Below are 22,686 nucleotides of genomic sequence, written 5' to 3' on the forward strand. Positions count from 1 at the left end.
TGCTATACTAAACTGTACTATAATACAGGATGGAAGGAGGAGAATAATGAAAATACTTGTAGTGGATGATGAGTCGAGTATTCGTAATTTGATTCGGATGCAGCTTGAGATGGAAGGATATGAAGTGCTTACGGCGGCTGACGGGAGAGAAGCTTTAGAGAGATGGAATGAAGGGCCGGATGTTTTGATTTTGGATGTTATGCTTCCGGATACAGATGGGTATGAGTTACTTCGTTTGTTCCGGGAGAAGGATCGGGATATTCCAGTACTCATGTTAACTGCGAAGAGTCAGATGAATGATAAATTGCTCGGTTTGCAGCTTGGTGCAGATGATTATGTGACGAAGCCGTTTAATTATGCGGAGCTTATTCTTCGGGTTAAGAATATGACGCGCCGCGTGAAGAAGAAAGAGGTAACGGTAAGCCATGAAGTAATCGGGGCGGGAGAGATAACGATTTGTCCTAAGGAAAGAAAAGTGCATGTGAGTGGACAAGAGGTTCAGTTAACGTACCGGGAGTTTAATTTATGTCAGTTGTTTGTTTCCAATCCGCAGCGTGTATTTATGAGAGATGAGTTACTTGAGAAAGTATGGGGATTTGAGTATATCGGAAATACGAGAGCGGTTGATATTATGGTGCAAAGATTGCGGAAGAAGCTAGGGAGTAGCGGGGAATATATTAAGACAATTTATGGCGTTGGCTATAAACTAGATTGTTAAGTGGTGATGGTATGTCTTTAAAAAGAAATATGGTATTTGGAATCGTTGGACTGTTAATCCCGATTTTTGTCCTTTTGTACGCAGTTGTTTATATTACGTTAGAGAAGAATATGTATCATAATGCGGCAAATTCTTTAGAAAAGTTAAGTGTAGAAGCACAAATTTATACGATGAATTATTTAGAGAAGGAAGCAGAGGTAGAGACGCTCGGTCCGAATTCACTTTTAATTGCTTCGTATTTAGCGAAGCGCATGGATGTCCGTGTACAGATGATTGGGAAGAATGGAGATGTTGTGGCGGATACGCAAAAGGGAGCGCTTCTTCATCGGAATATTGATATTGAGAGTTCTTTGAAGGGGAAGAAATCTTATGTGTTTGAAGAGGGAGACCCAGCTCCAATTCTTTTGTTTTCAAGCCCAGTGTATTATGGAAACGATGTCATTGGTAGTGTTCGTTTTATAAATGAGTTAACGGGTGAGAAGGAAGTGTTAACAAATGTCGGTTGGACGTTTTTAATGACGTCTCTTTGCCTTGTAGCTGCAGGTATTTTCTTTGCAATTCGTTTGGCAAAGTCTCTTCATAAGCCGATTGATCAGTTAAGACAAATGGCGCACCGGCTTGCGAATGGTGATTATAAAAGTAAGATTGAGCTAAATGAATATGTGGAAATTGCGCAGCTTTCCGCATCTTTTAATGCGATGGCTGATGGGATTGAACTACATATTAAGCAATTGAAGGAAGAGAAAGAGAAGCAGAAAGATTTCTTAGACCGTATTACGCATGAGCTAAAAACACCGCTAACGGCGATTATTGGCTATGTGGATTTAATTCCGAAGTTAAAGGCGCAGGAAGATGTACAGGAGAGCTTGCGTTATGTAGCTGTAGAAAGTGAGCGTTTATTATCACTTGTAGAGGAATTACTTAAGTCTTCAAAGTACGGGACGAGTACGTTTGAAATATCACCTACAGTTGTGAATATAAAGGAGTTAGCCGAAGAAGCAGTTTCAATCGTGAAACCTCGTCTGCAGAAGTTTGAGATTGAAGTTATCAATGAGTTAACAGATGTATATGTTGTTGCCGATTTCGATAAGACGAAACAGATTTTCTTAAACGTACTTGATAATGCGATAAAATATAGCGATGCTACGCAAATTCGTATGAATGTCATTGTAAATGAGCATGAGGCGAAGGTGTTTGTTCATGATGATGGCATTGGTATCGATGAAGGGGTGCTGGCAGAGTGGAATGAATCGCCAGAAGGGAAGGTACTTCCTTCTAGTTACGGGAATGGGTATGGTTTGTATATTTGTCAGGAGATTATGAATAAGCAGGGCGGAAGTATGCGGATTGAGAGTAGTGAAGAGGTTGGTACTACCATATTTATTACATTCTTACTTCCGAGACGGATGGAAGACATAAAAAACTTGAAAGCGGTTAAATGATACATTTATGAAACAATTATGCGGTATTTTCGAAACAACGTTTTTTTATCTTGGAGGTAGGCAGAAATGAAAAGGCTATCATTTCAAATTCTTATGTTTGTCTTTTGTATAATTGTTTCTCTTATTTTGTTTTATGTGATGGAGAAGCAAATATATAATCGGATCACAATTGTGAATGACAAACAAGCTGTTTTACAAAGAGTGAATGAATCCCTGCCTACTGAAATGAAGGTTAGGCATGAAAAGTGGGGAGAAATTGTTATAACGGATGAAGTTCGTTTGCATACGATTGTTTCATTCTTTGATCGAATTAGAATAGAACCGAGAGAAGCTAAGGACCAAGAACAAGTATTTACTGGAGAAGTAACGTACTTGAATGGACAGAAGCGTACTTTTGCAGTAGGTGACTTGTTCCAGTACGGGGCTGATATGTACGGAAAGAATGGTACGGATCCTATGATTTCAGCATTTCAAACGTATTTATTAAGCCTGTATTACACACCAGAACGTATTAGTGATTTCTTTGCGTCAGCACAGGATGTCATAGTACGTCAAGGTGATGTAGAACGTGCGGTGAATGTTACGCACATACTTGATTCGATTCGGTATGCAAAGCAAATTACAGATTACGGAGAAATTCAGAAGTTATTACAATCACAGAATGAACCGATTGCTTATATTACCGCTTATAAAACTGGTAAGCGTATAAAGAATGAGCGTGAAGACATTCTTACTATTTCTGTGTATCCATCGTATTTTGTTGTGCAATATCTCGGTGATAATAATGGGAATGTCATGTATATGAAAAGCTCCCTCGCAAATGTATTTGTAAAGGAGAATGTGTCATGAGAAAGATAGCCTTTTTCTTCTTTTTGCTAGTAATTGGAGGAGCGATGTCTAGTTGCTCTCGAGATACGACCTCTATTAAATATAATAAAAGTGGTCTCCCTATTTTGAATGATCGTCATCTTGTTGCGTATGTAGCGGCTCGCGAGGAAGTTGGGGAAGCGTTGCTTTCATCATTTTGTAAACCACGCGGCTGTACGTATGAATTTATTCGTCTTTCGACAGAAGAGCTTCTTCGGAGGGTAGAAGAGGAAGCTGGAAATCCGAAAGCGGATATTATTATTGGCGGTACGGTAGACGCGCATCAAATGATGAAGCAAAAAAATCTATCTATTCCTGTTACGAGTCAGCATGCGAACCGTATTTCAAAAACTGTGAAAGATAAAGATGGTTATTGGAACGGTTATGAAGTAGAGAAGCTGGCAATTGCAATCAATAAAGAGCGGTGGAACGAAGAAATAGCACCGCTCGGACTTCCTTATCCATCAAGGTGGCAAGATTTATTAAATCCAGTATATAAGGGACAGATTGTTATGCCAGATCCAAATGTTTCAGGAACAGCCTATACGTTTTTTCAATCACTTATTGATACTGTAGGTGAAGAGAAAGCGAAAGAATATGTTAAGAACTTTGCAGGGCAAGTTGGTGAAGTAACGGTGAATGGTTACATGCCAGTAGAGCTTGTTGCGAGTGGTGAGTATATGATAGGCATCAATTTCATGGGAGATCAGAGAATGCTTCAAAAACAAGGCTTTCCAGTTGTAAGTATCGTACCTGAGCAAACAGGGCTATCTGTTAATGCGATTTCGAAACTAAAGCGTGCACCGAATGGTATTATTGCGGATTTATTTATTGATTATTGTTTATCAGAAGAAGCGGGTCACATTTTAGAAAAGGTTTCGTTTGGCGTACCAACGATGTTTGCGAAGAACGAGAAAGAAATAGAAGGACAGCCGGTTAGAAGAACGAACCAACATATATCAAATAGTGGAATAATCGAGATATGGAATAGACAACGTCTCTCTCAGAAGTGAGAAAAGGAGACGAAAGAATATGTTTAAATGGCTCAAGCCAGCACCTGCAATTGAAAGATTGCCTGCGGATATGATCGACCGTGTATATCGATTACTACGTATTCGTGTGTTAATCGGAATTTCAGTTGGATATGCTGCTTATTATTTAGTTCGTAGTAACTTTACGTTATCAAGTACGTATTTAGTACAAGAATATGGTTTTAGTACAGCTCAAATTGGTCTATTAGGTTCAGTAATGGCAATTGTTTATGGATTTAGTAAGTTCTTTATGGGGAATTTATCAGATAAAGCTTTCGCCCAGCGCTTTATCGCAGTCGGTTTATTCTTATCAGGTCTTGTAAATATTTGCTTCGGTTTTGCATCTTCATTTGGGATGATCGTTACATTACTTGTTGTGAATGGTATTGTACAAGGTATGGGTGCACCTCCTTGTAGTATCGTTATGACGAAATGGTTCTCGAAGAAAGAACGTGGTACGAAAACAGGTCTTTGGAATATTTCACATAACGTTGGTGGAATGCTTGTGCCACCACTTGTCGGAATTGGTGTAGGTATTTTTGGTGAAAACCATTGGCAAGGCGGCGTGTTTATTTTCCCAGCGATTATCGCAATGGTAATTGCAGTTCTTGTTTGGATTAATGCGAAGGATACACCGGAATCAGAAGGTCTTCCTCCAATTGATGAGTATCGTAATGACTATGAAAATCTTGAAAAAGCAGATCATGCTAACAAGATGTCACCAAAAGAAATTTTAATGAAGTATGTAGTGAAAAATAAATTTGTATGGTTCTTATGTATTGCAAATGCATTCGTTTATTTAATTCGTTTCGGCGTTATTAACTGGGTTCCACTTTATTTAACGACAGTTAAAGGTTTCTCAAAAAATGAAGCACATGCGGCGTATGCAATCTTTGAAGGTATGGCAATTCCAAGTTCATTAATCGTTGGTCTTTTAAGTGATAAATTATTTAAAGGAAAACGTATGCCATTATGTATCATTAGTATGGTCGGAGTTGTTATTGGTACGTTTGTATATTGGCAAGCAACTAGTATACTTGTTGTAAGTATTGCAGTTTCTATTATCGGTTGTTTAATTTATGTACCACAATTCTTAATCGGTTTAAGTGCGATGGAATTAGTACCAAAATTTGCAGTAGGTACGACAGTTGGTATGTGTGGTCTGTTCGGTTACGTAGGCGGAAGTCTTGTAGCAAACGCAGCAATCGGTGTTATTGTTGATCGTTCTGGCTGGGATGGATGCTTCATCTTACTATTAACAGGTGCTATTTTATCAACGATCTTCTTGTTCATTGTTCAACGTGGACATGAAAGCAAAGCGCCTAAAGCGGCGTAATATTTTGTTTGAAAAGCTATCCAATTATTATTTTGGATAGCTTTTCTTATATTACTATAATCTTTCCTTAAATCTATCTTAAAAGATATAATGTCATATTTCTAATCATTGGAATTTTTGTTACAATATAAATGGATGTGTAAAACTTTGTAAAAAGAATGTAATAATATGTAATTCATTTTCAGAAAGTTTTATACAATTTTTATATTAAACTATTAAGTTATAAAAAGGAGAGAGAATATGGTACCAAATACGGTTCGTACTCCAAACAAGAAGAAGAAATGGATTATTATCGGGGTTATTGCACTAATTGTTATTGTAGCAGCAGTTAATATTTTTGTTATGCAAGGTAAGAAGAAGGGGGCATCAACATCTGCTGATGCTGTAAGTTTCGAGAAGGTAACGGAGCGTAAGCTGAATAATACGAAGTTAATTTCTGGTCAGGTGAAACCTGGGAATATTGAAAGTTTTTATGCGGATCCGGCCAAAGGAAAAGTGAAAGATATTCAGGTAAAAGAAGGACAAGAGGTTGAGAAAGGTGCGAAGTTATTCTCTTATGATAATGAAGAGATTAATCTTCAAATGAAGCAAGCTGAGCTTGATCAGAAGATGGCAGATATGCGTTATGATCAAGGGAAGAAGAAAATTGATTCGCTGAAGAAAGAAATTAAGAAAGCGAAAGATAGCGGAGCTGGGAAAGAAGTAACAGATCCGATGGAAGAGCAAGTAAGTGAGTTAGAGATAGCGCAAAAGACAACTGATCTTGAGAAAGAAAAAGGGAAGTTGCAGAAAGAAGAGTTAAGTAAAAAGCAGAAAGAGCTTACGATTTATAGTAATTTTGCTGGTGTCGTTCAAAAGTTAGATAAAGATGCGGCGCAAAGTTCATCTCAAGCGTTAGGTGGTCAAGGGAAAGCATTTTTACAAGTGGCTTCTAAAGATCCATTCCAAATTCAAGGTACGTTAACGGAGCTTCAAAAATCACAAATTCAAAAGGATCAAACATTTACTGTAACTGCGAAAGCAAATAATAAGAAGAAGTGGACAGGTAAGATTACAGAAGTAAGTGAATTCCCAACGAGTGCAGAGATGGCGCAAGCTGGCGGTATGGGTGAAGCGACTCAAAATATGTCTCAATATACATATAAAGCAAGTCTAGATAGTCAAGATGGTTTATCTCCAGGTTATCACGTTTCTCTGCAAGTAAATTTAGAGAATAAGAAGATGGTTGCTGTTCCGACTAAGAGCATCGTAGAAAAAGACGATGATGCATTTGTTTATGTTGAGGATAAAGGGAAGCTTCGCAAACAGAATGTGAAAAAAGGTTCTACTGATGGAGACTGGACAGAGATTACTGAAGGCGTAACAGTGGGGCAAAAGGTGGTTAAAAATCCTTCCGACGATGTGTATGACGGAATGGAAGTGAAAGAGAAATGATTACGTTAAATAATATTGCTAAAACGTATTATCAAGGAAAATTGGCAGTGCCGATTTTGCATGGTATTAGTTTAACAATTCAAGGCGGGGAGTTCGTTTCAATTATGGGACCGTCTGGTTCTGGTAAGTCAACGCTTATGAATATTATCGGCTGTTTAGATCGTCCAACAGAAGGCGAATATATGCTCAATGATGTGAATATCTTAACAGCAGACGAGTCAAAGCTTGCTTTAATTCGTAATGAATATATCGGTTTTGTGTTTCAGCACTTTAATTTGCTGCCGCGTCTTTCAGCAGTCGAAAATGTTGAGCTTCCGCTCGTATATGGTGGCATAAAGAAAGCAGAACGTCGCCAGCGTGCTTTAGAGGCGCTTGGTAAAGTTGGATTAGCGGATCGCGTGCATCATTTACCGAACGAATTGTCAGGTGGACAGAAGCAGCGTGTCGCAATTGCAAGAGCGATTGCGAATAATCCAACGTTCATTATGGCCGATGAGCCGACTGGTGCACTTGATACGAAGTCTGGTGAGCAAGTTATGGATATTTTCACGAAGCTTAATGCGGAAGGTACGACGATTGTTATGGTTACGCATGAAGAGGAAGTAGCAGCGTATTCTTCCCGCCGCATTGTACTGCGAGACGGGAAAATTACAGAAGATAGAAGGTGTGCGGTATGAGTTTACTAGATAGTATAAAAATTGCCCTCTCTTCTATTTTAGCTCATAAACTGCGTTCAGCTCTTACGATGCTCGGTATTATTATCGGTGTTGGTTCCATTATTACTGTCGTTGCAATTGGGCAAGGCGGGGAAGCAATGCTGAAGTCGAAATTCGCAGGTTCTGGTGGTAATAATCTTATGCCAATTCAATTTCAACCAGATATTAATGATGAGTTTGCTATGGGTGGATTTGAAATGCCAAAGTTAACGGAAGAGGATATTTTGGAAGTAAAACAAGTGAAAGATGTTTCACACGTTATTACGACAAACCGGAATTCAGAGGTGCTTGATGTAAATGATAAAAAGGCAAATCTGAATGTTATTGGTCTTGATAATGAATATTTTGCAGTTAATAAAGTAAAGGTCGTAAAGGGACGTACTTTAAGTGAATCAGATATTACTCATGCAAATAACGTTGTGATGATTAGCACAAAAACAGAAGAAACGTTATTTAAGGACGTAAACCCAGTTGGACAAATTATTGAGATGAAGGGGCAGCCAATGCAAATTGTTGGTGTGTATACCTCAGATAATGAGTTTATGGGATTTGAAATGGAAGAAGCGCTAATCCCTCTTACGTTATGGCCTGTTTTATACGGAACAGATGAGATTCAAAACATCGCAATTCAAGCTAAAAATGTAGACGATTTAGAAGCAGCTGGGAAACAGGCTGTTGATGTATTAAATAGTCGTAAGCCAAGTGAAATTCCAGGTAAATATGAACTGGTAAACTTAAAAGAATTCCAGGAAAATGTTTCTAAGGTAACTAATATTATGACGATGATTATCGGCGGTATTGCTGGTATTTCATTAGTCGTTGGTGGTATTGGTGTTATGAACATCATGCTCGTATCTGTAACGGAGCGTACGCGCGAAATTGGGATACGTAAAGCACTTGGAGCAACGCGTAGTAAAATTTTATTACAGTTTTTAATTGAAGCAGTTATGTTAACTCTTCTAGGTGGTTTGATCGGAATTGGTCTTGGATATGGCGGAGCATATATCGTTTCCACGTTCGCAAAATGGCCACCACTCGTTTCATGGGAAGTTGTCGTTGGAGGCGTACTGTTCTCTATGACACTCGGTATTATCTTTGGATTAATTCCAGCAAACAAAGCTGCGAAATTAGATCCAATTGAAGCACTTCGTTATGAGTAAGTAATCGTGTAGTAGAACTACACACTACCGTTCTAGTGGGCGGTTCGTAGCCTCTATATGAGGAAGTGAACCGCCCGTTAGAACGGGTTATATACATAGAAGGAGGCGTATAATGGAAGCTAATGTGAATACACAAAAAGCTGGCGGAGAGAGACCGTCATTGTTTGGAATGATTACTTCCCCTGGTTTACAGTTTGAGAGAATGCAGACGAGCGAGAAAGTTTGGGGTATGTTCTTCTTAATGGCGCTATTACAAGGGCTTTTAAGTGCTTTTACTACGTACGTTACGAATACGTCACCTGAGATGGTGAGAGTGAAAAAAGAACTAGGTGAATTTGCGGGACAGAGTTCACTGACATCCGATGTTATTTCCAGTCTTGTGTCGGGTACTATAGGTGGTATGCTGGTAACGTTCATTGTTGCAGCTATTTATAAAATATTTATGATGTTCTATGGGAATGATACCCCTTATAAAAAACTAGTAACGATTATTGTATATGCGAACATTGTTGTTATTATTGGTGGATTTATTAATGGAATTATAGCTTTAATTTTAGGTGAAGCACCAAATGCATATACAAGTTTAGGACCACTATTTGAGCAAGGTTCACTCGCTTATGGAATCGGTAATACAATTGAAGTGTTCTATTTATGGAATATCGTTTTAATTTGGTTAGGACTACAAATTACAGCGGGAGTAAGTAAAGTAAAAGCAGCTATTCCGATTATCGTTTTATTTATCATTAAAGCATTATTCTTAGCAGCAATTGTTATGTTAATTGCGGCATTTTTACCAAATATGCCAGTATAAATAAGGAGGCGTTATAATGGAAACGAATATTAATACGCAAGATGCAGGTTCAAAAAAGCCATCATTATTTGGAATGATTACTTCTCCAGGTGAACAGTTTGAGAGAATGAAGACTAGTAATGCAGTTTGGGGTGCATTTTGGATACTTGTTTTATTAGGTGGACTTGTTGGGGGATTTGCTGCTTATGTATATTCTCTAACACCTGAAGCTATTAAGCTTAATAAGGAACTAGGTGTTACTGTTTCAGCTGGAATGACATATGGTATGGGATTCGGTGTAGGTGCTCTTGGTATGGGATTTAGTTTCTTAATAAGTGCTGTAGTGTATAAAGTATTAATGGTGTTTATGAGCAATGATACTTCTTATAAAAAATTATTGACGATTACTGTATATTCAAGTGTTATTTCATTAATTGGTGTATTAATAAATATAATTTTAGCCTATATTTTAGGTGGATCGGGTCAAGAAATGTACACTGGCCTAGGACCAATTTTCGCCTCGAGTAGTGGTGTTGTAAAAGGTATTGTAAGTAAATTTGAAGTGTTTACGATTTGGGGATATGTGGTTACATGGCTAGGTCTTCAAATTACAGCAGGCTTAACTAAAAAACAGGCAACAATTATTACTATTGTTTTCTTTGTCTTAACTCTTGGAATGGGAGCTTTACAAGGTATGTTCCAATAAGGAAATAAAATAAAAAAGGTGGCTCTTCGGAGTCACCTTTTTTATTTTTACCCCTATTTCAAATACCACTAACAGAATTTCAAATTCTACTTCATGTAATTTCAAATTTCGGTGATAGTATTTAAAATTACCCACAGTGAAATCCTTTCTTTATTTTTATATTGTGAAGGTACCGCGGAATATTAGAAAGGTATACCTTTTAGAAACGGGTACTGTGTGAAACCAGCGACTTTTAAAGAGGCAGTTGTGTTGTATGAAGGTATGATTGTGAATCAAATAAAGAAGTTAGGGATTTATCAAGATTATGAAGAGTATTATCAATGTGGGTTAATCGGTCTTTGGCATGCGTATGAAAAGTTTGATGCGGAGAAAGGGAGCTTTCCTGCATATGCAGTTGTAACGGTACGTGGTTATATATTAGAGAGGTTGAAAAAAGAATTCACAGTGCAAGAAAAGTGTGTATGTGTAGGAGAGTATGAGGATATCTTTCGTTTTGAAGATATTGAAATGAAAGTGAAGGATTTTATGAGTGTATTAGATGAGAAGGAGAAGTATATTATTTTTGAACGTTTTTTTGTAGGAAAGACGATGGGGGAAATCGCTTTAGAGACAGAGATGACCTATTATCAAGTGAGGTGGATATATCGGCAGGCGCTTGAGAAAATGCGAAATAGCTTAAGAGGATAAATAGTATCATAAGAATGGAAGGCAAGAGATATTGCTTTCCATTCTACTTATTTTGTTAAGGTAGTAAATGTAATAAGAGGTTTTTGAATTGTAGTGAATCTTGCATGTTCATACGTGATAATACATATCCAGCTTTTAATAATTGTTGTTTTAACTTATGGGGACTGATATGTATAGTTGTAGTTGTGCCATTTGAAAAATGAATGGTAGCTTTTTTACTTTTTTTGAAAAACTCTATGTCATCTATATGGTTATAAAACAGCCATATACAGTTTGGAGAAGAAGGAGACTCTGTTGGGAAAGCACAAATATATTCTCGATGATTAATTGGAATCGGGACATTTTGTTTGAAATGAAAGTTTGTTTGAACTGCTTTCCGTCTGCCTTGATAAGTAGAGTGAACATTGGTTAAACAAGATTTTTTTATGAGCTGGAGAGCGGTTTGACAGGAGTAAAGATGGTTCCCACTACTGTCGATCACTTTTGTGTAATAAGAAGGGTGCTTGCAAGGTTCTAACATCATTGTTGAATTAGAAATAATAATAGCATTTTCGTCATTCATAAATTTGACTCCCCCTTTATAAATAGTGATAATTCTATATATAATTATATACTAATTAAGTAAATTGATTGTTAATATTCTGTTTCGTATTGTAAACTTTGGTTATTCGTTTACAATCAATAGATGATAGTCTTTCTAATTTGCATCGCTTGTACATATATATGAAAATAGAAAAGAGTAGGCGGTGAGATAGTATGAAGAAAAGGTATATTATTATGGCTCTAGTTGTTGTTCTTCTAGTATATTTAGCAAATAGTAATCCGAGTAAAGGTGAATATACAGATTGGGCAGCAAAGCAGTTTATGAAACGTAATGATGTAAGTAAGAAGCTAGATGAAGTTCAAAAGGAAAATGAAGAGGGTCTCCTTGGCGATTTAGCATCGGCTGGTAAGAAGTTGGCGAAAAAATATGTTGAGCCACAAGTTGGATTATTAATCGATCATTATACGAAGCGAGATGATTATATATTCTTCTCAACATATAAGACGGAATTTGATATCGGCGGAGAACATTATAAATATGTATGCGTCGGTTTTTCAAAAATCTTTATTCCAATTGAAATGCCGAAGAAAAAAGACGAATCTGCAAAATGATGCAGATTCGTCTTTTTGTCTATAAGGTAATAGGAACTTCAGATACAGTCCTTTCTACGAGACGAGCTCCTTTTTTTCGGGTATTTTCATTAATTGATGAAAATACAGACGAGGCAAGGATCGTATCCATTACTTGATTTACGACTTGTGCATCAATAGGTGTGATCGGCTTCTCGATAGAAAAGACAACTGTTTTTCCATCTTCTTTCGCGAAAATTAATTCTAGTACTTGCATACGTTGATTCCTCCTTTTTATTTATCTTGTAATCAGTGGGGACATCCCCACTGATTACATTGCCACCTTAAAGGTTAGAAAGATCTGATGTGCTAACAAGTTGTACAGCGTGAAGTGGTGATGCTTGTAGAGAAGCTAGAGCACGAGCTACGGTTTGTACTTTCTCTAAGTTTGCGTTTGTTTTTACGCGCTTAAATTGTTTGTTCTTAAAAACTGTTTTTCCATTCTTATCTAATCCATTGTTTAAGACGAGACGTAAAGTTAAATCCATTACGATTGTTTCGACTGCCATGTTTATCACCCCCTTTCACTATATAAATAGGATGCAAATGTCATGTTTTGGCGTGAAATTTATTCTTTTTTTTGGTACTCTTAAAAGAATAAGAGAGGGGTTTCGGAAGAATGAATCGTAAATGGTTATTTTGGATTCCTGTTTTACTATGGATGGGGCTGATTTTCTATTCCTCGGCACAACCGTATAAAAAGCAGGATATGCGTTCGGATATTGAACAATATGTAAATGTGGAGTTTGTGAAAGAGCATTTTTCATGGGTATCTATCGATTACGGCGGTGGTACACCTGTTAGTATTGCAAATAAAGGTGTAGGTGGATTTATTGAGTTTTTCCTTCGTAAAGGTGCTCATTTTATGGTGTTCTTTATGCTCGGTTCATTGACGTATTACGCTTTTCATCGATCAGGTTGTTCGAGAAAAAGGTGTTTTATATACGCTCTCCTTTTCGTTGCGGGATATGCAACATTTGATGAAATTCATCAATGGTTTACGGGCGATCGTACACCGATGTGGCAAGATTCATTACTGGATACGTGCGGCGGATTAACAGGTATTATAATAAGTAATTGGTTTTGGAATAGAAAAAGGAGCTAATCTCGAAAAGATTAGCTCCTTTTGTTTATACACCAAGTAATTCTTTTAGCTCATCTGTAGATAGTTCTGTCATCCAACTATCGCTTGTAATGACGGCATTGTTTAATGACTGTTTTCTTTCTAACATTTCATCGATTTTCTCTTCAAGTGTCCCCGTTGTAATCAGTTTATGAACGTGAACGAAACGCTTTTGACCAATACGATATGCACGATCTGTTGCTTGGTTTTCTACCGCTGGATTCCACCAACGATCGTAGTGAATGACATGGTTGGCAGCTGTTAAGTTTAACCCTGTACCACCTGCTTTTAACGATAAAATGAAGATGTCATACGTTCCGTTTTGGAACTGTTCGATCATTTTGTCACGTTCTTTCTTCGGTACACTACCGTTTAAGAAGAGGACGCGCTGACCGAAATGTTTTTCTAACACATCTTTTAGCATGTTCCCCATACCAATGTATTGCGTGAAGATTAAACAACTTTCATTTTGATCTTTTATATTTTCAATAAGTTCCATGAGCGTGCTCGTTTTCATGGAACGTTCGATGATGTCTTTCGGTTCTGTTTCTTTTAAATAAAGAGCTGGGTGATTACAAATTTGTTTAAGTTTGTTCAGCATGAGTAATATAAATCCGCGTCGTTCAATTCCGCTTAATCCTTCTATATTTTGCAATGTATCTTGAACAAGTTGTTCATATAAGGAAGCTTGTTCACCAGTTAGTGGACAGTAAGCTTTCTGTTCTTGTTTATCTGGTAAGTTTAATGCGACTGTTTGATCTTTCTTCGTACGACGCAGTAAAAACGGCGAGATAAAACGTTGAACTTGTTGGATTTTTCCTTCGTCACGGTCCTTTTCAATCGGTGAGACGAAGCGGCGCTGGAATTGTCCTAAGCTGCCAAGATATCCATGATTAATGAAGTCGAAAATAGACCAAAGCTCGGCAAGGCGGTTTTCCATCGGTGTTCCAGTTAATGCGATTTTGTGATTTGCTTGTAAGTTTCGCACTGCTTTAGACTGTTTCGTATGTGGGTTTTTAATATTTTGTGCTTCATCCAAAATAACAGCATCCCAGCATAACGTACTAAGTTCTTCCTCATCAAGCTGAGCTAATGCATAAGACGTTAATACAACATCTGCTGATTGAAGGAAATCTTTAAAGGATTCCCCTTTAGCTCGGTTACTTCCATAATGTAACTGAACACGTAAATTCGGTGCGAAACGCTCAAATTCTTTTTGCCAATTTCCAAGAACAGATGTCGGAGCCACGATTAAAGCAGGACCTGTTTGGAGATTGTTTTCTTTTATATATAGTAAGTAAGTGATCGTTTGAATACTTTTTCCAAGTCCCATGTCGTCAGCTAATAATGCACCGAATCCAAGCTTTCTTAAATATAATAACCACTCAATGCCATGTTGTTGATACGGGCGGAGTGTTGCGTTTAGTGAAGAAGGGACATCTACTTTCGGAATATCTCCAATGTGCAATAGTTTTTGGAATAGATCTTCATAATATCCATCTAGTTCAATTTCAATATCAGTAAATGGGCTATCCTCTTCTACAATTTCTGTTTCAGCAGTGTTTGATAAATGTTGCTGAAGGACATCTTTCATTTCAAGTCCATACTTATCAGCACGATTCATGAGCTTTCGTACTTCTTCAATAAAGGCTGGATCTAGTCGCATCCATTGACCATTTATATTGAATAACCGTTTGTTTTGTTCAACGAGTTCAAAAAATTCGCTTTCTGATAAATCAATGCCGTTCGTTGAAATGCGCCAGTCAAAATTAACGAGTGTATTCATGCCGAAGAAAGATTGCGTTTGCGTAGCATTTTGCTTCAGTTGCACACGTAATTTTGGTTTTGTCGCTTTTAAATTTTGCCACCACGATGGTAATAAGATTGTAATACCTGCGGCGAGTAATTCGTTACTTGCTTCTGTTAAGAAGTTCCACGCTTCTGTTTCAAAGAGTTCACTTCGGAATGTATCCCCTTCTTTTAACCACGGTACGAGCTTACTGAAGCTTTCTTGTGTTTCAAGAATACGTTCTTCATAATCGTGCCATCGTTTTGGTAAAGAATCGATACTTTCATATACATATATGCGATGTGCCCCGCGCTTGGGTGTAACAATTGTTTCAAGCTTCCACATTTCAAATTCTTCTTGCGGCTCTTGTAGTCGTAGTCCGATTGTAAAGGGAAGGTCATCTTCAATGTAACCAATTTTTCGAAGCCAATCTTCTTCATGTAGTGCTGCGTCTAATTGTCTTTTCGTAAAGTCGTAATGTTCATAAAGTCTCTTTGCATCTTCCCATCCGTCATTTGAACGGTTATCTTGTAATATGCTTTCATTTACTGCAGCCGAGAAAAGAGATGCCAATGTTTCATCTTCGATTGGAGTATTTTGAACTTTCCAAGATGGTTGTTTAGGCCAGCGCTCCATATCAGGTACGAAGCTACCGCTTGTGAAGGCATCCCACAATTCGTTCGCATCTTCCGTAAGTGCTGTAATAGGGCCGTTCATTTGAATACGGGCAAAGGAGTTCATCGGTTTATTCGCGATGTATTCAAATGCTTGTGCGTTTGTTAGCATAACACCTTGTCTTCCTTCAAAGCTTGCTTCTTTTAGAAACGTGCCGTAGAAGGAAGTGGAGTGCCATGTAAATGCATTTCGTTTCCAACTTGTTACGGATAATGGAGTACCGCTATCATCTTCTCCCCAAAGGAACCAACCGTGACTAACGTGCTGGAGCCTAATTGTTACTTCAGTTTGATTGATCATCGATTAATTTTCCTTTCCGTAATTCCTCTTGTAGTGCACGCAGACGTGAATGTAAGTTTGCGATGTGAATAATGAAAGCATCCCATTCATCGGTACGCTTTAATCGTTTATATAATGTACGTAATTTCTTTAAGTAACGAACTGCACGTCTATATGATTTGCGATTTCGCTCTTCAATAGCTTCGGTAGCAGCAAGGTGATAAAGAGGAAGGGCTGCTTCTGGTGCTTCCTTCTCAATATCTTTCAGCGGTTCTTTCAAAAGTTCAATTGCTTCAAAACCGTGTAAGAGCTGAAGTTCTGCCCATGTGCGATACTGCTTTTTCGCCAGTACGTATTGTTCATAGTTTGCGAAACTATATGGTAATAGCTCTTGCAAAATCATTTCGAGTCCTGCTTGTTCATTTGTATGGGTTGCATATGTTTCATACATGATGACGAATAAGCGAACGATATCTTTTATGAAAATTGTATTTTCGTGCTCATGTATCGTTTTCTTCACTTGTTTATACGTAAAGGAAAGCCAGTTTTTCGCACGATCCCATTTCATTGCATTTAATAATTCCTCTAACCAATAGAAGTACAGACTTACAACAGAAGCAGGTTGTTTCTTTAGTAAGTCCATCGCTAATCGATCTTCGTCATTTAAAAAGAGTAGATGAGAAGATGCTAATGCTTTGGAAAGTGGATTCATTTTCGTATCGATTCGTTTTTCTTCTTCTTGTAGTTGCTCGTTATTGTGTAACAGTTCACTCCATATGTGACGATAAATAAAGAACCTCTCTTGCGTATAGGCATCGGTGGAGAAAAATACTTCGTGAACGAGACGAGCTGTTTCTTGCAGAATTGATTTAGACTCTGAAGGAATCGATTCTGATTGTAAGTCCTGAACGATGGATTCCACTTTATCTACAAATAGGCGAACGACGTTAACAGGCTGATGATAAGAATACGTTTTATTTGCTTCAAAGTCCTGAATTTCTTCTAATAATTTTTGAAAGCAATAAAGCGCTGCATGTAGCCTGAACAATTCATGTATTACAACGATACGCGGGGCTTTCCGCTCGAGTTTCGTATAGAAGTCCGTAAAAATACTCATAAGAAAATACATTTGTTTATAAGTAAGCCGAGCTTGTTCTTTTTTAAATGATTCATATTCGTTATCAAAATAGGATTGCCAACTTTTATAATCCGTTTCTTCAAAAGCTGATGATTGCAATACTTGTCTTGCAGTTCGAATAGGAGGAAGGGAAGGTTTCGTATTATTTTTGAATAAAGTTAATACATCTCCTACTTGCCCGAAACTAGATGCTGCCGATAGTAACACAGCGAGCATATGCTCACATTGCGTTGGTGCGAAGCAATCGCAATAGCTTTCAGCTACGTTACGAATCGGGATATGGACGCTATATACGCTGCCTTCAGCATCTACAGTTCCTGATAGCGTATAGCCATCAAAGTCAACGTTGTAGACAACACCACTACGATATAGGTGCCGAGCTGTAGCGACATGTTCCTGATCAGCTGTTTGCTGTGGATCTAGTCCTTGAACGAACTCATTCGCAATCATCATAATTTCATCTTTCGTAATTGAGTGTTGCAGCATAATATTCCTCCGTACACATATTTCTTTCCTTTACCATTATAAACAAAAAATGCCCAAAACAGAAAAAATGAAATTTGGATTACACAACTTGAAAATCATGGTAATATATATAATGTTTATAGGGAGAAAGAAGGCCCGAATTGGGGGAGTAAAGTGAATAAGGAAGGCTGAAATTACCTGCTATAGAAAAAGTATAAGCTTTATTGTATCACAATAAAGTTAGAGAAAAATTGGGGGAGAGCATATTGAAGTTTTGTGAAACTTGTAAGGAACAGTTTGCAGGTCATTTGAATTTTTGCCCTAGATGCCGCAATAAATCAGAAGATACTTCGGCAAGTATGGTTGCTTCTAGTGAGGAGATACAGCGAGAGACACGACCAGTACGAAGTAAGAAAAATATATTTCTTTTCATTGGTTTCATCGTAATTGCTGCTTTACTATTTGGAGTATATCAATTCGGGGCATATAAATTTTCAAAAGAGAAGCAAGTAAATGAAATGCTTGAGGCATTCCAAAAAAACGATGTTAGTGCAATAGATGAGTTTGTGAAAGTAGATGATCCAGGTCTAAAGGTGAAGTCAGAAGACATTCAGGCATACATACGTTATTTAAAAGACAACCCTTCGTACAATAAAGCATTACTATACTACTTGCAAAAAGAGGCGATAACTAAAGATTCAGTAGGTGGTACAGTATCCTTTGAAGATGGGAGAATTATAGAGGACGGGAAAGAATGGTTCTTATATCCGAAGTATAAGTTCAATATGAAATCGTACTACATGAATGTTAGCACAACCGCGAAGAATGCTGAAATATATGTAAATGATAAAAAAGAAATAGAGCTTTCTAGTAGTAAAACTTCAAAAGAATTAGGGCCATATTTCCCAGGTTCTTATGTTGTGAAGGCAAAGGCGAAAGCAGAACTTACTCAATTAGAGACAGAAAAAGAAGTGGATTTAGCAGACGAAAAGAAAGGGACAGTAGAAGTGAATTTATCACTTGAAGGAAATTATGTAACTATCTCTTCTGATGAAAATGAAGCAACTGTTTTTGTGAATGGTAAAAAGCGTGGGAAATTGAGTAACGGAAGTTATAAATTGGGACCTGTAGCGACAGATGAAACGATAGAAGTGCATTTAGAGAAAAACACAGAGGTTGGTACCATTAAATCCGAAAGTATCAAAGTTGGGGATCAAAGCACATATTATTTAAAGTTCCCAAAAGAAACGCCAAGCGTAAAAGAAATATCGAGCTCAGCAGCTGGTGAATTTGTACGAACACATATTTATGATAATGTACGTGCGATTTCATCAAATGATTTTAGTATTATCGCAAATAATTATGATAAGAGCGGACCATCTTATAAACAGGACCGTGAGTATTTACAATATTTATACAAAAAAGGAATTACAGAAGACTTATTAACAATGGAAGTTCGTAGTGTAGAGCGTCAAAGTGCTACGAAATATAAAGTAACGACATATGAAGAGTACCATATTCGTTATGGTGATGGCTCTGTTAAACTTAAGAGCTTTAGTAATGATCATATTGTAACAGTGGATGGGAATGGAAATATACTATATCATTCTCTTGGAGCAAATAATACGTTGAAATCAGAGGAAATATCTGGTCCAACTCGCTAATATAAAAAGGCTATCTCAATTATAGAGATAGCCTTTTTACGATTAGAAGCGCGTTTCCTTTAATATCGCTTGTACATACGGATCATGTAATATTTGCTCTATAATTGGTAACATGTTTTGTTCGAATGGAATGTCGATAGGAAATGGTTTTTGTGAGCCGGGTTTGATTCCATATTGGACGATTTTGTAATGTGTATTTTCTTCAGAACTGAGCACAATTAATTTATAGCGATTGTCATCATTTGTGAGTGAAAAATCAATAGAAGTAGCGTCATATGTTACTTCATCTTTATATATATACGGTTTTGGTGTACCGATCCAGTCTACTTTTGCTTGTACATTCATGGGTATAACCTCCTTATATGTATTATATAAAAAATAAAAGCCAGCTCTCAACAAAGAGAACTGGCCTTAGCAGTCATTGGTTATTTTAAAATTTTCACTTTAACAGTTTTGCGGCCCCATTTTTGAGCAGCGCTATCTGATCCAAGTAGGATGTCGATACGGTTACCTTTAATTGCACCGCCAGTATCTCCAGCGATAGCTTCTCCGTAACCTTCTACCCATACTTTAGATCCTAATGGGATTACTTTCGGATCAACAGCGATCATTTTCATGTTTGGGTTCGCTGTTAAGTCATGACCCATTGCAGTTAATACACGGCCGCCATATGTGCCACCGTTTTCGCTCGGATGAGCTGTATATGCTGTAGCTACAACTGTTAACTCACGACCACCAGCAGGTGCGCTAGTGTTAGCAGCTTTTACAGCAGGCTTAGCAGCTTGTTTTGCTTGTGCTGCAGGTGCTTTAGCTGGTGCTACAGCTTTAGCAGGAGCAGGTTGTTCTTGTTTCTCAATAACAGGTGCTGTACCTGTTAAGAAAGGAACGTGAACGTAAGCTGTTTTTCCGTTATATTCGAATTGTAACCACTCATTTTGTACTTGGTTCGTTGTTTCAATCATATCATCTTTCTTAAGCGTCCCAAGAATTTCTGAGTTTGTGTTCGCTTCAGCACGTACGTTTAATACGTTAGCTGTTACGTAGTAGATGCTTTTAGTGAACTCTGCACTTACGAATGCGTCTTTACCATCTAAAGTGATTTTTGACCATCCGTTCTCTGTATTTTGAACATCTATTTTATTACCGTTTAGTAATTTACCGACAACTTTTGATTCAGTAGTAGGGTTTTCGCGTACATTTAGTACGTCTGTTGTTACAACAGTTTCTGCATTAGCAGATGATGTGAAAATCCCAAGACCAAAAACTGCTGCTGTTGCTATACCAATTAATTTTTTCATGATAGCCTCCATTGCGTTTGTTTTCGTGTCCTCATTATAGCAACAGATTTTTTCGGATTTGGGGAAAACACACAATTACAAACCATTCGTAATAAGTCGTTAACATGCTGTAATATAACAAAAAATATAGGAAAGCGTTTTTCATTCTATATGATTAGTAGGTTTCTACTTATATTCAAAATATTTAATACAACATATTGTTTTCGACGTAAATAAAAATATTACAGGAGTGTTACATGATGTTTACTAAACGATTACATTCCTTGAGTATTTTACCGTTTTATGGGTAATATAGTTATATAAACATAAACATTTCATTTGTGAAATTATAAACACGTGCTATATACTAGCAAAAAAACCGCATAATTGTTACAAAAAGAAAGGGTTGCAAGGAAGAAAAATGCCCTTTTTTACATCTGTAACACACCTTTTTTTGGGGAAATATATTCCCATCCGCATTTTTCTCGCACAATTTGACAGCAGTATTTCGATCTTATAGCTCTTGCAGAGTGAAAAAGGTTATACGGAAGGTAAGGCTGTCCATAAGAATTCGAATTGGTGAAGGTGAAAGTAAGAAAAACACCACAAAAATCATAGTTTTCTATCCGATTTTACATATCGGAATTTATGTTATTTACAAAAGTGAAACCTACGAAGGGGGATTTGATGAGGAAACTGACAAAAACATTCATCGTTTCATTAACATTATGTATTGCATTTACACTTTGGGGGATTATTCCCGAATCTATTATGGGAAAAGGTAGCCTAGGAAATGTAACAACCGCAATTCAAACTGCATTAGTTAGTAAGTTTGGATGGTTCTATATTATTTCTGTTTCTATTATTTTAGGTGTGTCTATCTTTTTAATTGTTTCGAAATACGGTTCTATTCGTTTAGGTAAAGATGATGACGAGCCTGATTATAGTTATATGACATGGTTTGCTATGTTATTTAGTGCTGGTATGGGTATCGGCTTAGTCTTCTGGGGCGTTGCGGAACCATTAAACCATTTGTATGCACCTCCGTTTGGAGAGAGTGCAACTGAGGAAAGTGCACGTCTTGCACTGCGTTTTTCATTTTTCCATTGGGGATTACATCCTTGGGGACTATATGCATTTGTAGCGCTTTGTATTGCTTACTTTACTTTTAGAAAAGGAAAAGCAAGTACAATTAGTGCGACAGTAGGACCGTTATTTAAAGGCGGGGACCATGGACGTATTGCTCATTTATTTGATGTGTTAGCTGTTTTCGCGACTGTGTTTGGCGTGGCAACATCATTAGGTCTTGGTGCAAAACAAATTGCCGGTGGTGTTAGTTATTTAACATCCATCCCGAATTCATTAACGACTCAGTTAGTTATTATTGCAATCGTAACAGTGTTATTTATGTTATCTGCGCAAACAGGTCTTGATAAAGGAATTAAATATTTAAGTAATACGAATATTATTTTGGCATTTGCACTTATGATTATTGTATTATTTGCAGGTCCAACAAACTTTATTATGAATTACTTCACCTCAACAATTGGTGCTTACATTCAGGAATTACCAAGCATGAGTTTCCGATTAAGTCCATTAGATGAAGGTGGAAACCAATGGATTCAATCGTGGACAATTTTCTATTGGGCATGGTGGATTGCATGGTCACCATTCGTAGGTACATTTATTGCTCGTGTTTCACGAGGACGTACCATTCGTGAGTTTGTTATCGGTGTGTTACTCGTACCGACCGTAATTGGTGCCCTTTGGTTCTCTGTTTTCGGTGGAACTGGTATTCATATGGAGCTGTTCGGTGATGCACATATTTTTGAAAAAGTGAAAGAGATGGGAACAGAAGTAGGGTTATTCGCTATGTTTGACCAGATGGGAAGCTTTGGATCGGCTTTATCTGTTCTAGCTATTCTTCTTATTTCTACATTCTTTATTACATCTGCAGATTCAGCGACATTCGTTTTAGGAATGTTAACAACACATGGTAGTTTAAATCCGCCAAACCGCATTAAAATGATCTGGGGTATCGTTTTAGCAGCCTTAGCTTCTATTTTATTATATGTAGGTGGCTTAGAGGCCTTACAAACGGCAGCTATCATTGCAGCATTCCCATTCGTCTTCGTTATTTTCTTTATGATGGCAGCATTATTTAAAGAGTTACAAAAAGAAGGGCGTATGAAGCGTCATAAATAATAGAAGGAAAA

At 37.4% G+C, this 22,686-nt stretch carries 22 protein-coding genes; 15 read left to right on the top strand and 7 right to left on the bottom strand.

Annotated elements, in window-relative coordinates:
* Nucleotides 1-46: 46 nt before the first annotated feature.
* The 11 genes from PDQ40_RS15535 to PDQ40_RS15585 all read left to right on the top strand — a co-directional run bounded on the left by PDQ40_RS15535 (nt 47) and on the right by PDQ40_RS15585 (nt 10,887).
* Entirely contained in the window at nt 47-718 is a 672-nt protein-coding gene (locus PDQ40_RS15535) for a response regulator transcription factor (protein ID WP_270691487.1), read from the top strand.
* A gap of 11 nt (nt 719-729) precedes the next feature.
* Nucleotides 730-2,160 carry a HAMP domain-containing sensor histidine kinase gene (locus tag PDQ40_RS15540; protein ID WP_270691488.1) on the top strand — a complete coding sequence of 477 codons (1,431 nt, stop codon included), beginning with the start codon at nt 730-732 and terminating at the stop codon, nt 2,158-2,160.
* A 66-nt stretch (nt 2,161-2,226) separates the two neighbouring features.
* Nucleotides 2,227-3,009, top strand: coding sequence for a DUF3919 family protein (locus PDQ40_RS15545; protein ID WP_270691489.1), 783 nt, complete (start codon nt 2,227-2,229; stop codon nt 3,007-3,009).
* The gene (locus PDQ40_RS15550) at nt 3,006-4,040 is read left to right on the top strand and encodes an ABC transporter substrate-binding protein (RefSeq protein ID WP_270691490.1); all 1,035 of its coding nucleotides are present in this window, start codon (nt 3,006-3,008) and stop codon (nt 4,038-4,040) included. Before PDQ40_RS15545 ends, PDQ40_RS15550 begins: the two co-directional genes overlap by 4 nt.
* A gap of 19 nt (nt 4,041-4,059) precedes the next feature.
* Nucleotides 4,060-5,394: an MFS transporter gene (locus PDQ40_RS15555; protein WP_000477605.1), complete on the top strand. Its 1,335-nt coding sequence runs from the start codon at nt 4,060-4,062 to the stop codon at nt 5,392-5,394.
* A gap of 240 nt (nt 5,395-5,634) precedes the next feature.
* Nucleotides 5,635-6,828 (top strand): efflux RND transporter periplasmic adaptor subunit, encoded by a 1,194-nt coding sequence (locus tag PDQ40_RS15560; protein WP_270691491.1) that lies wholly within the window; start codon nt 5,635-5,637, stop codon nt 6,826-6,828.
* Nucleotides 6,825-7,505, top strand: coding sequence for an ABC transporter ATP-binding protein (locus PDQ40_RS15565; RefSeq protein WP_000631616.1), 681 nt, complete (start codon nt 6,825-6,827; stop codon nt 7,503-7,505). Before PDQ40_RS15560 ends, PDQ40_RS15565 begins: the two co-directional genes overlap by 4 nt.
* Nucleotides 7,502-8,704: an ABC transporter permease gene (locus PDQ40_RS15570; RefSeq protein ID WP_000054372.1), complete on the top strand. Its 1,203-nt coding sequence runs from the start codon at nt 7,502-7,504 to the stop codon at nt 8,702-8,704. Before PDQ40_RS15565 ends, PDQ40_RS15570 begins: the two co-directional genes overlap by 4 nt.
* A 112-nt stretch (nt 8,705-8,816) precedes the next feature.
* Nucleotides 8,817-9,515 carry a Yip1 family protein gene (locus tag PDQ40_RS15575; protein ID WP_270691492.1) on the top strand — a complete coding sequence of 233 codons (699 nt, stop codon included), beginning with the start codon at nt 8,817-8,819 and terminating at the stop codon, nt 9,513-9,515.
* A 16-nt stretch (nt 9,516-9,531) separates the two neighbouring features.
* Nucleotides 9,532-10,200 carry a Yip1 family protein gene (locus tag PDQ40_RS15580; protein WP_270691493.1) on the top strand — a complete coding sequence of 223 codons (669 nt, stop codon included), beginning with the start codon at nt 9,532-9,534 and terminating at the stop codon, nt 10,198-10,200.
* Between the two features lie 216 nt (nt 10,201-10,416).
* Nucleotides 10,417-10,887 (top strand): sigma-70 family RNA polymerase sigma factor, encoded by a 471-nt coding sequence (locus PDQ40_RS15585; RefSeq protein ID WP_000801289.1) that lies wholly within the window; start codon nt 10,417-10,419, stop codon nt 10,885-10,887.
* Nucleotides 10,888-10,942: 55 nt separating this feature from the next.
* Here the strand turns inward: PDQ40_RS15585 and PDQ40_RS15590 are convergent, their stop codons facing one another.
* Nucleotides 10,943-11,449, bottom strand: a complete 507-nt coding sequence (locus PDQ40_RS15590) for a competence protein ComK (RefSeq protein ID WP_000997432.1) — start codon at nt 11,447-11,449, stop codon at nt 10,943-10,945.
* A 194-nt stretch (nt 11,450-11,643) separates the two neighbouring features.
* On the opposite strand from PDQ40_RS15590, the gene PDQ40_RS15595 reads away from it, so the two are divergent.
* Nucleotides 11,644-12,042 carry a DUF4359 domain-containing protein gene (locus PDQ40_RS15595; RefSeq protein ID WP_000747726.1) on the top strand — a complete coding sequence of 133 codons (399 nt, stop codon included), beginning with the start codon at nt 11,644-11,646 and terminating at the stop codon, nt 12,040-12,042.
* Nucleotides 12,043-12,061: 19 nt separating this feature from the next.
* On the opposite strand, the gene PDQ40_RS15600 is transcribed toward PDQ40_RS15595, so the two are convergent.
* Together PDQ40_RS15600 and PDQ40_RS15605 are read right to left on the bottom strand one after the other, a co-directional pair.
* Nucleotides 12,062-12,277: a DUF2922 domain-containing protein gene (locus PDQ40_RS15600; protein WP_001197597.1), complete on the bottom strand. Its 216-nt coding sequence runs from the start codon at nt 12,275-12,277 to the stop codon at nt 12,062-12,064.
* A gap of 67 nt (nt 12,278-12,344) precedes the next feature.
* A complete protein-coding gene (locus PDQ40_RS15605; RefSeq protein ID WP_000257701.1) occupies nt 12,345-12,569 on the bottom strand; it encodes a DUF1659 domain-containing protein in 225 nt (74 codons plus the stop codon).
* 110 nt (nt 12,570-12,679) lie between these two features.
* Between PDQ40_RS15605 and PDQ40_RS15610 the strand changes: the two genes are divergently transcribed.
* Nucleotides 12,680-13,165, top strand: a complete 486-nt coding sequence (locus PDQ40_RS15610; RefSeq protein ID WP_001080713.1) for a VanZ family protein — start codon at nt 12,680-12,682, stop codon at nt 13,163-13,165.
* 25 nt (nt 13,166-13,190) lie between these two features.
* Here PDQ40_RS15610 and PDQ40_RS15615 read toward each other — a convergent pair whose 3' ends face one another.
* Together PDQ40_RS15615 and PDQ40_RS15620 are read right to left on the bottom strand one after the other, a co-directional pair.
* Nucleotides 13,191-15,947: a DEAD/DEAH box helicase gene (locus PDQ40_RS15615; protein ID WP_270691494.1), complete on the bottom strand. Its 2,757-nt coding sequence runs from the start codon at nt 15,945-15,947 to the stop codon at nt 13,191-13,193.
* Nucleotides 15,931-17,550 carry an SWIM zinc finger family protein gene (locus tag PDQ40_RS15620; RefSeq protein WP_270691495.1) on the bottom strand — a complete coding sequence of 540 codons (1,620 nt, stop codon included), beginning with the start codon at nt 17,548-17,550 and terminating at the stop codon, nt 15,931-15,933. The genes PDQ40_RS15615 and PDQ40_RS15620 overlap by 17 nt, the downstream gene beginning before the upstream one ends.
* Before the next feature lie 245 nt (nt 17,551-17,795).
* Between PDQ40_RS15620 and PDQ40_RS15625 the strand changes: the two genes are divergently transcribed.
* Nucleotides 17,796-19,193 carry a zinc ribbon domain-containing protein gene (locus PDQ40_RS15625; protein ID WP_000666846.1) on the top strand — a complete coding sequence of 466 codons (1,398 nt, stop codon included), beginning with the start codon at nt 17,796-17,798 and terminating at the stop codon, nt 19,191-19,193.
* Nucleotides 19,194-19,235: 42 nt separating this feature from the next.
* Here PDQ40_RS15625 and PDQ40_RS15630 read toward each other — a convergent pair whose 3' ends face one another.
* On the bottom strand, nt 19,236-19,538 hold the full coding sequence (locus PDQ40_RS15630; RefSeq protein WP_001102534.1) for a DUF3910 family protein: 303 nt from the start codon (nt 19,536-19,538) through the stop codon (nt 19,236-19,238).
* A gap of 80 nt (nt 19,539-19,618) precedes the next feature.
* A complete protein-coding gene (locus PDQ40_RS15635) occupies nt 19,619-20,491 on the bottom strand; it encodes a cell wall-binding protein EntA (protein WP_000733324.1) in 873 nt (290 codons plus the stop codon).
* Nucleotides 20,492-21,157: 666 nt separating this feature from the next.
* Between PDQ40_RS15635 and opuD the strand changes: the two genes are divergently transcribed.
* On the top strand, nt 21,158-22,675 hold the full coding sequence (gene opuD, locus PDQ40_RS15640; protein ID WP_001230133.1) for a glycine betaine transporter OpuD: 1,518 nt from the start codon (nt 21,158-21,160) through the stop codon (nt 22,673-22,675).
* The last annotated feature ends 11 nt before the right edge of the window (nt 22,676-22,686 follow it).

The organism is Bacillus cereus group sp. Bc061 (assembly GCF_027715825.1).
GTDB lineage: Bacteria > Bacillota > Bacilli > Bacillales > Bacillaceae_G > Bacillus_A > Bacillus_A paranthracis.

Excerpts from the sequence above, each read along its gene's own strand:
- PDQ40_RS15535 (WP_270691487.1), top strand. The coding sequence starts at position 47 with ATGAAAATACTTGTAGTGGATGATGAGTCGAGTATTCGTAATTTGATT.
- PDQ40_RS15540 (WP_270691488.1), top strand. The coding sequence starts at position 730 with ATGTCTTTAAAAAGAAATATGGTATTTGGAATCGTTGGACTGTTAATC.
- PDQ40_RS15545 (WP_270691489.1), top strand. The coding sequence starts at position 2,227 with ATGAAAAGGCTATCATTTCAAATTCTTATGTTTGTCTTTTGTATAATT.
- PDQ40_RS15550 (WP_270691490.1), top strand. The coding sequence starts at position 3,006 with ATGAGAAAGATAGCCTTTTTCTTCTTTTTGCTAGTAATTGGAGGAGCG.
- PDQ40_RS15555 (WP_000477605.1), top strand. The coding sequence starts at position 4,060 with ATGTTTAAATGGCTCAAGCCAGCACCTGCAATTGAAAGATTGCCTGCG.
- PDQ40_RS15560 (WP_270691491.1), top strand. The coding sequence starts at position 5,635 with ATGGTACCAAATACGGTTCGTACTCCAAACAAGAAGAAGAAATGGATT.
- PDQ40_RS15565 (WP_000631616.1), top strand. The coding sequence starts at position 6,825 with ATGATTACGTTAAATAATATTGCTAAAACGTATTATCAAGGAAAATTG.
- PDQ40_RS15570 (WP_000054372.1), top strand. The coding sequence starts at position 7,502 with ATGAGTTTACTAGATAGTATAAAAATTGCCCTCTCTTCTATTTTAGCT.
- PDQ40_RS15575 (WP_270691492.1), top strand. The coding sequence starts at position 8,817 with ATGGAAGCTAATGTGAATACACAAAAAGCTGGCGGAGAGAGACCGTCA.
- PDQ40_RS15580 (WP_270691493.1), top strand. The coding sequence starts at position 9,532 with ATGGAAACGAATATTAATACGCAAGATGCAGGTTCAAAAAAGCCATCA.
- PDQ40_RS15590 (WP_000997432.1), bottom strand. The coding sequence starts at position 11,449 with ATGAATGACGAAAATGCTATTATTATTTCTAATTCAACAATGATGTTA.
- PDQ40_RS15595 (WP_000747726.1), top strand. The coding sequence starts at position 11,644 with ATGAAGAAAAGGTATATTATTATGGCTCTAGTTGTTGTTCTTCTAGTA.
- PDQ40_RS15600 (WP_001197597.1), bottom strand. The coding sequence starts at position 12,277 with ATGCAAGTACTAGAATTAATTTTCGCGAAAGAAGATGGAAAAACAGTT.
- PDQ40_RS15605 (WP_000257701.1), bottom strand. The coding sequence starts at position 12,569 with ATGGCAGTCGAAACAATCGTAATGGATTTAACTTTACGTCTCGTCTTA.
- PDQ40_RS15610 (WP_001080713.1), top strand. The coding sequence starts at position 12,680 with ATGAATCGTAAATGGTTATTTTGGATTCCTGTTTTACTATGGATGGGG.
- PDQ40_RS15615 (WP_270691494.1), bottom strand. The coding sequence starts at position 15,947 with ATGATCAATCAAACTGAAGTAACAATTAGGCTCCAGCACGTTAGTCAC.
- PDQ40_RS15620 (WP_270691495.1), bottom strand. The coding sequence starts at position 17,550 with ATGCTGCAACACTCAATTACGAAAGATGAAATTATGATGATTGCGAAT.
- PDQ40_RS15630 (WP_001102534.1), bottom strand. The coding sequence starts at position 19,538 with ATGAATGTACAAGCAAAAGTAGACTGGATCGGTACACCAAAACCGTAT.
- PDQ40_RS15635 (WP_000733324.1), bottom strand. The coding sequence starts at position 20,491 with ATGAAAAAATTAATTGGTATAGCAACAGCAGCAGTTTTTGGTCTTGGG.
- opuD (WP_001230133.1), top strand. The coding sequence starts at position 21,158 with ATGAGGAAACTGACAAAAACATTCATCGTTTCATTAACATTATGTATT.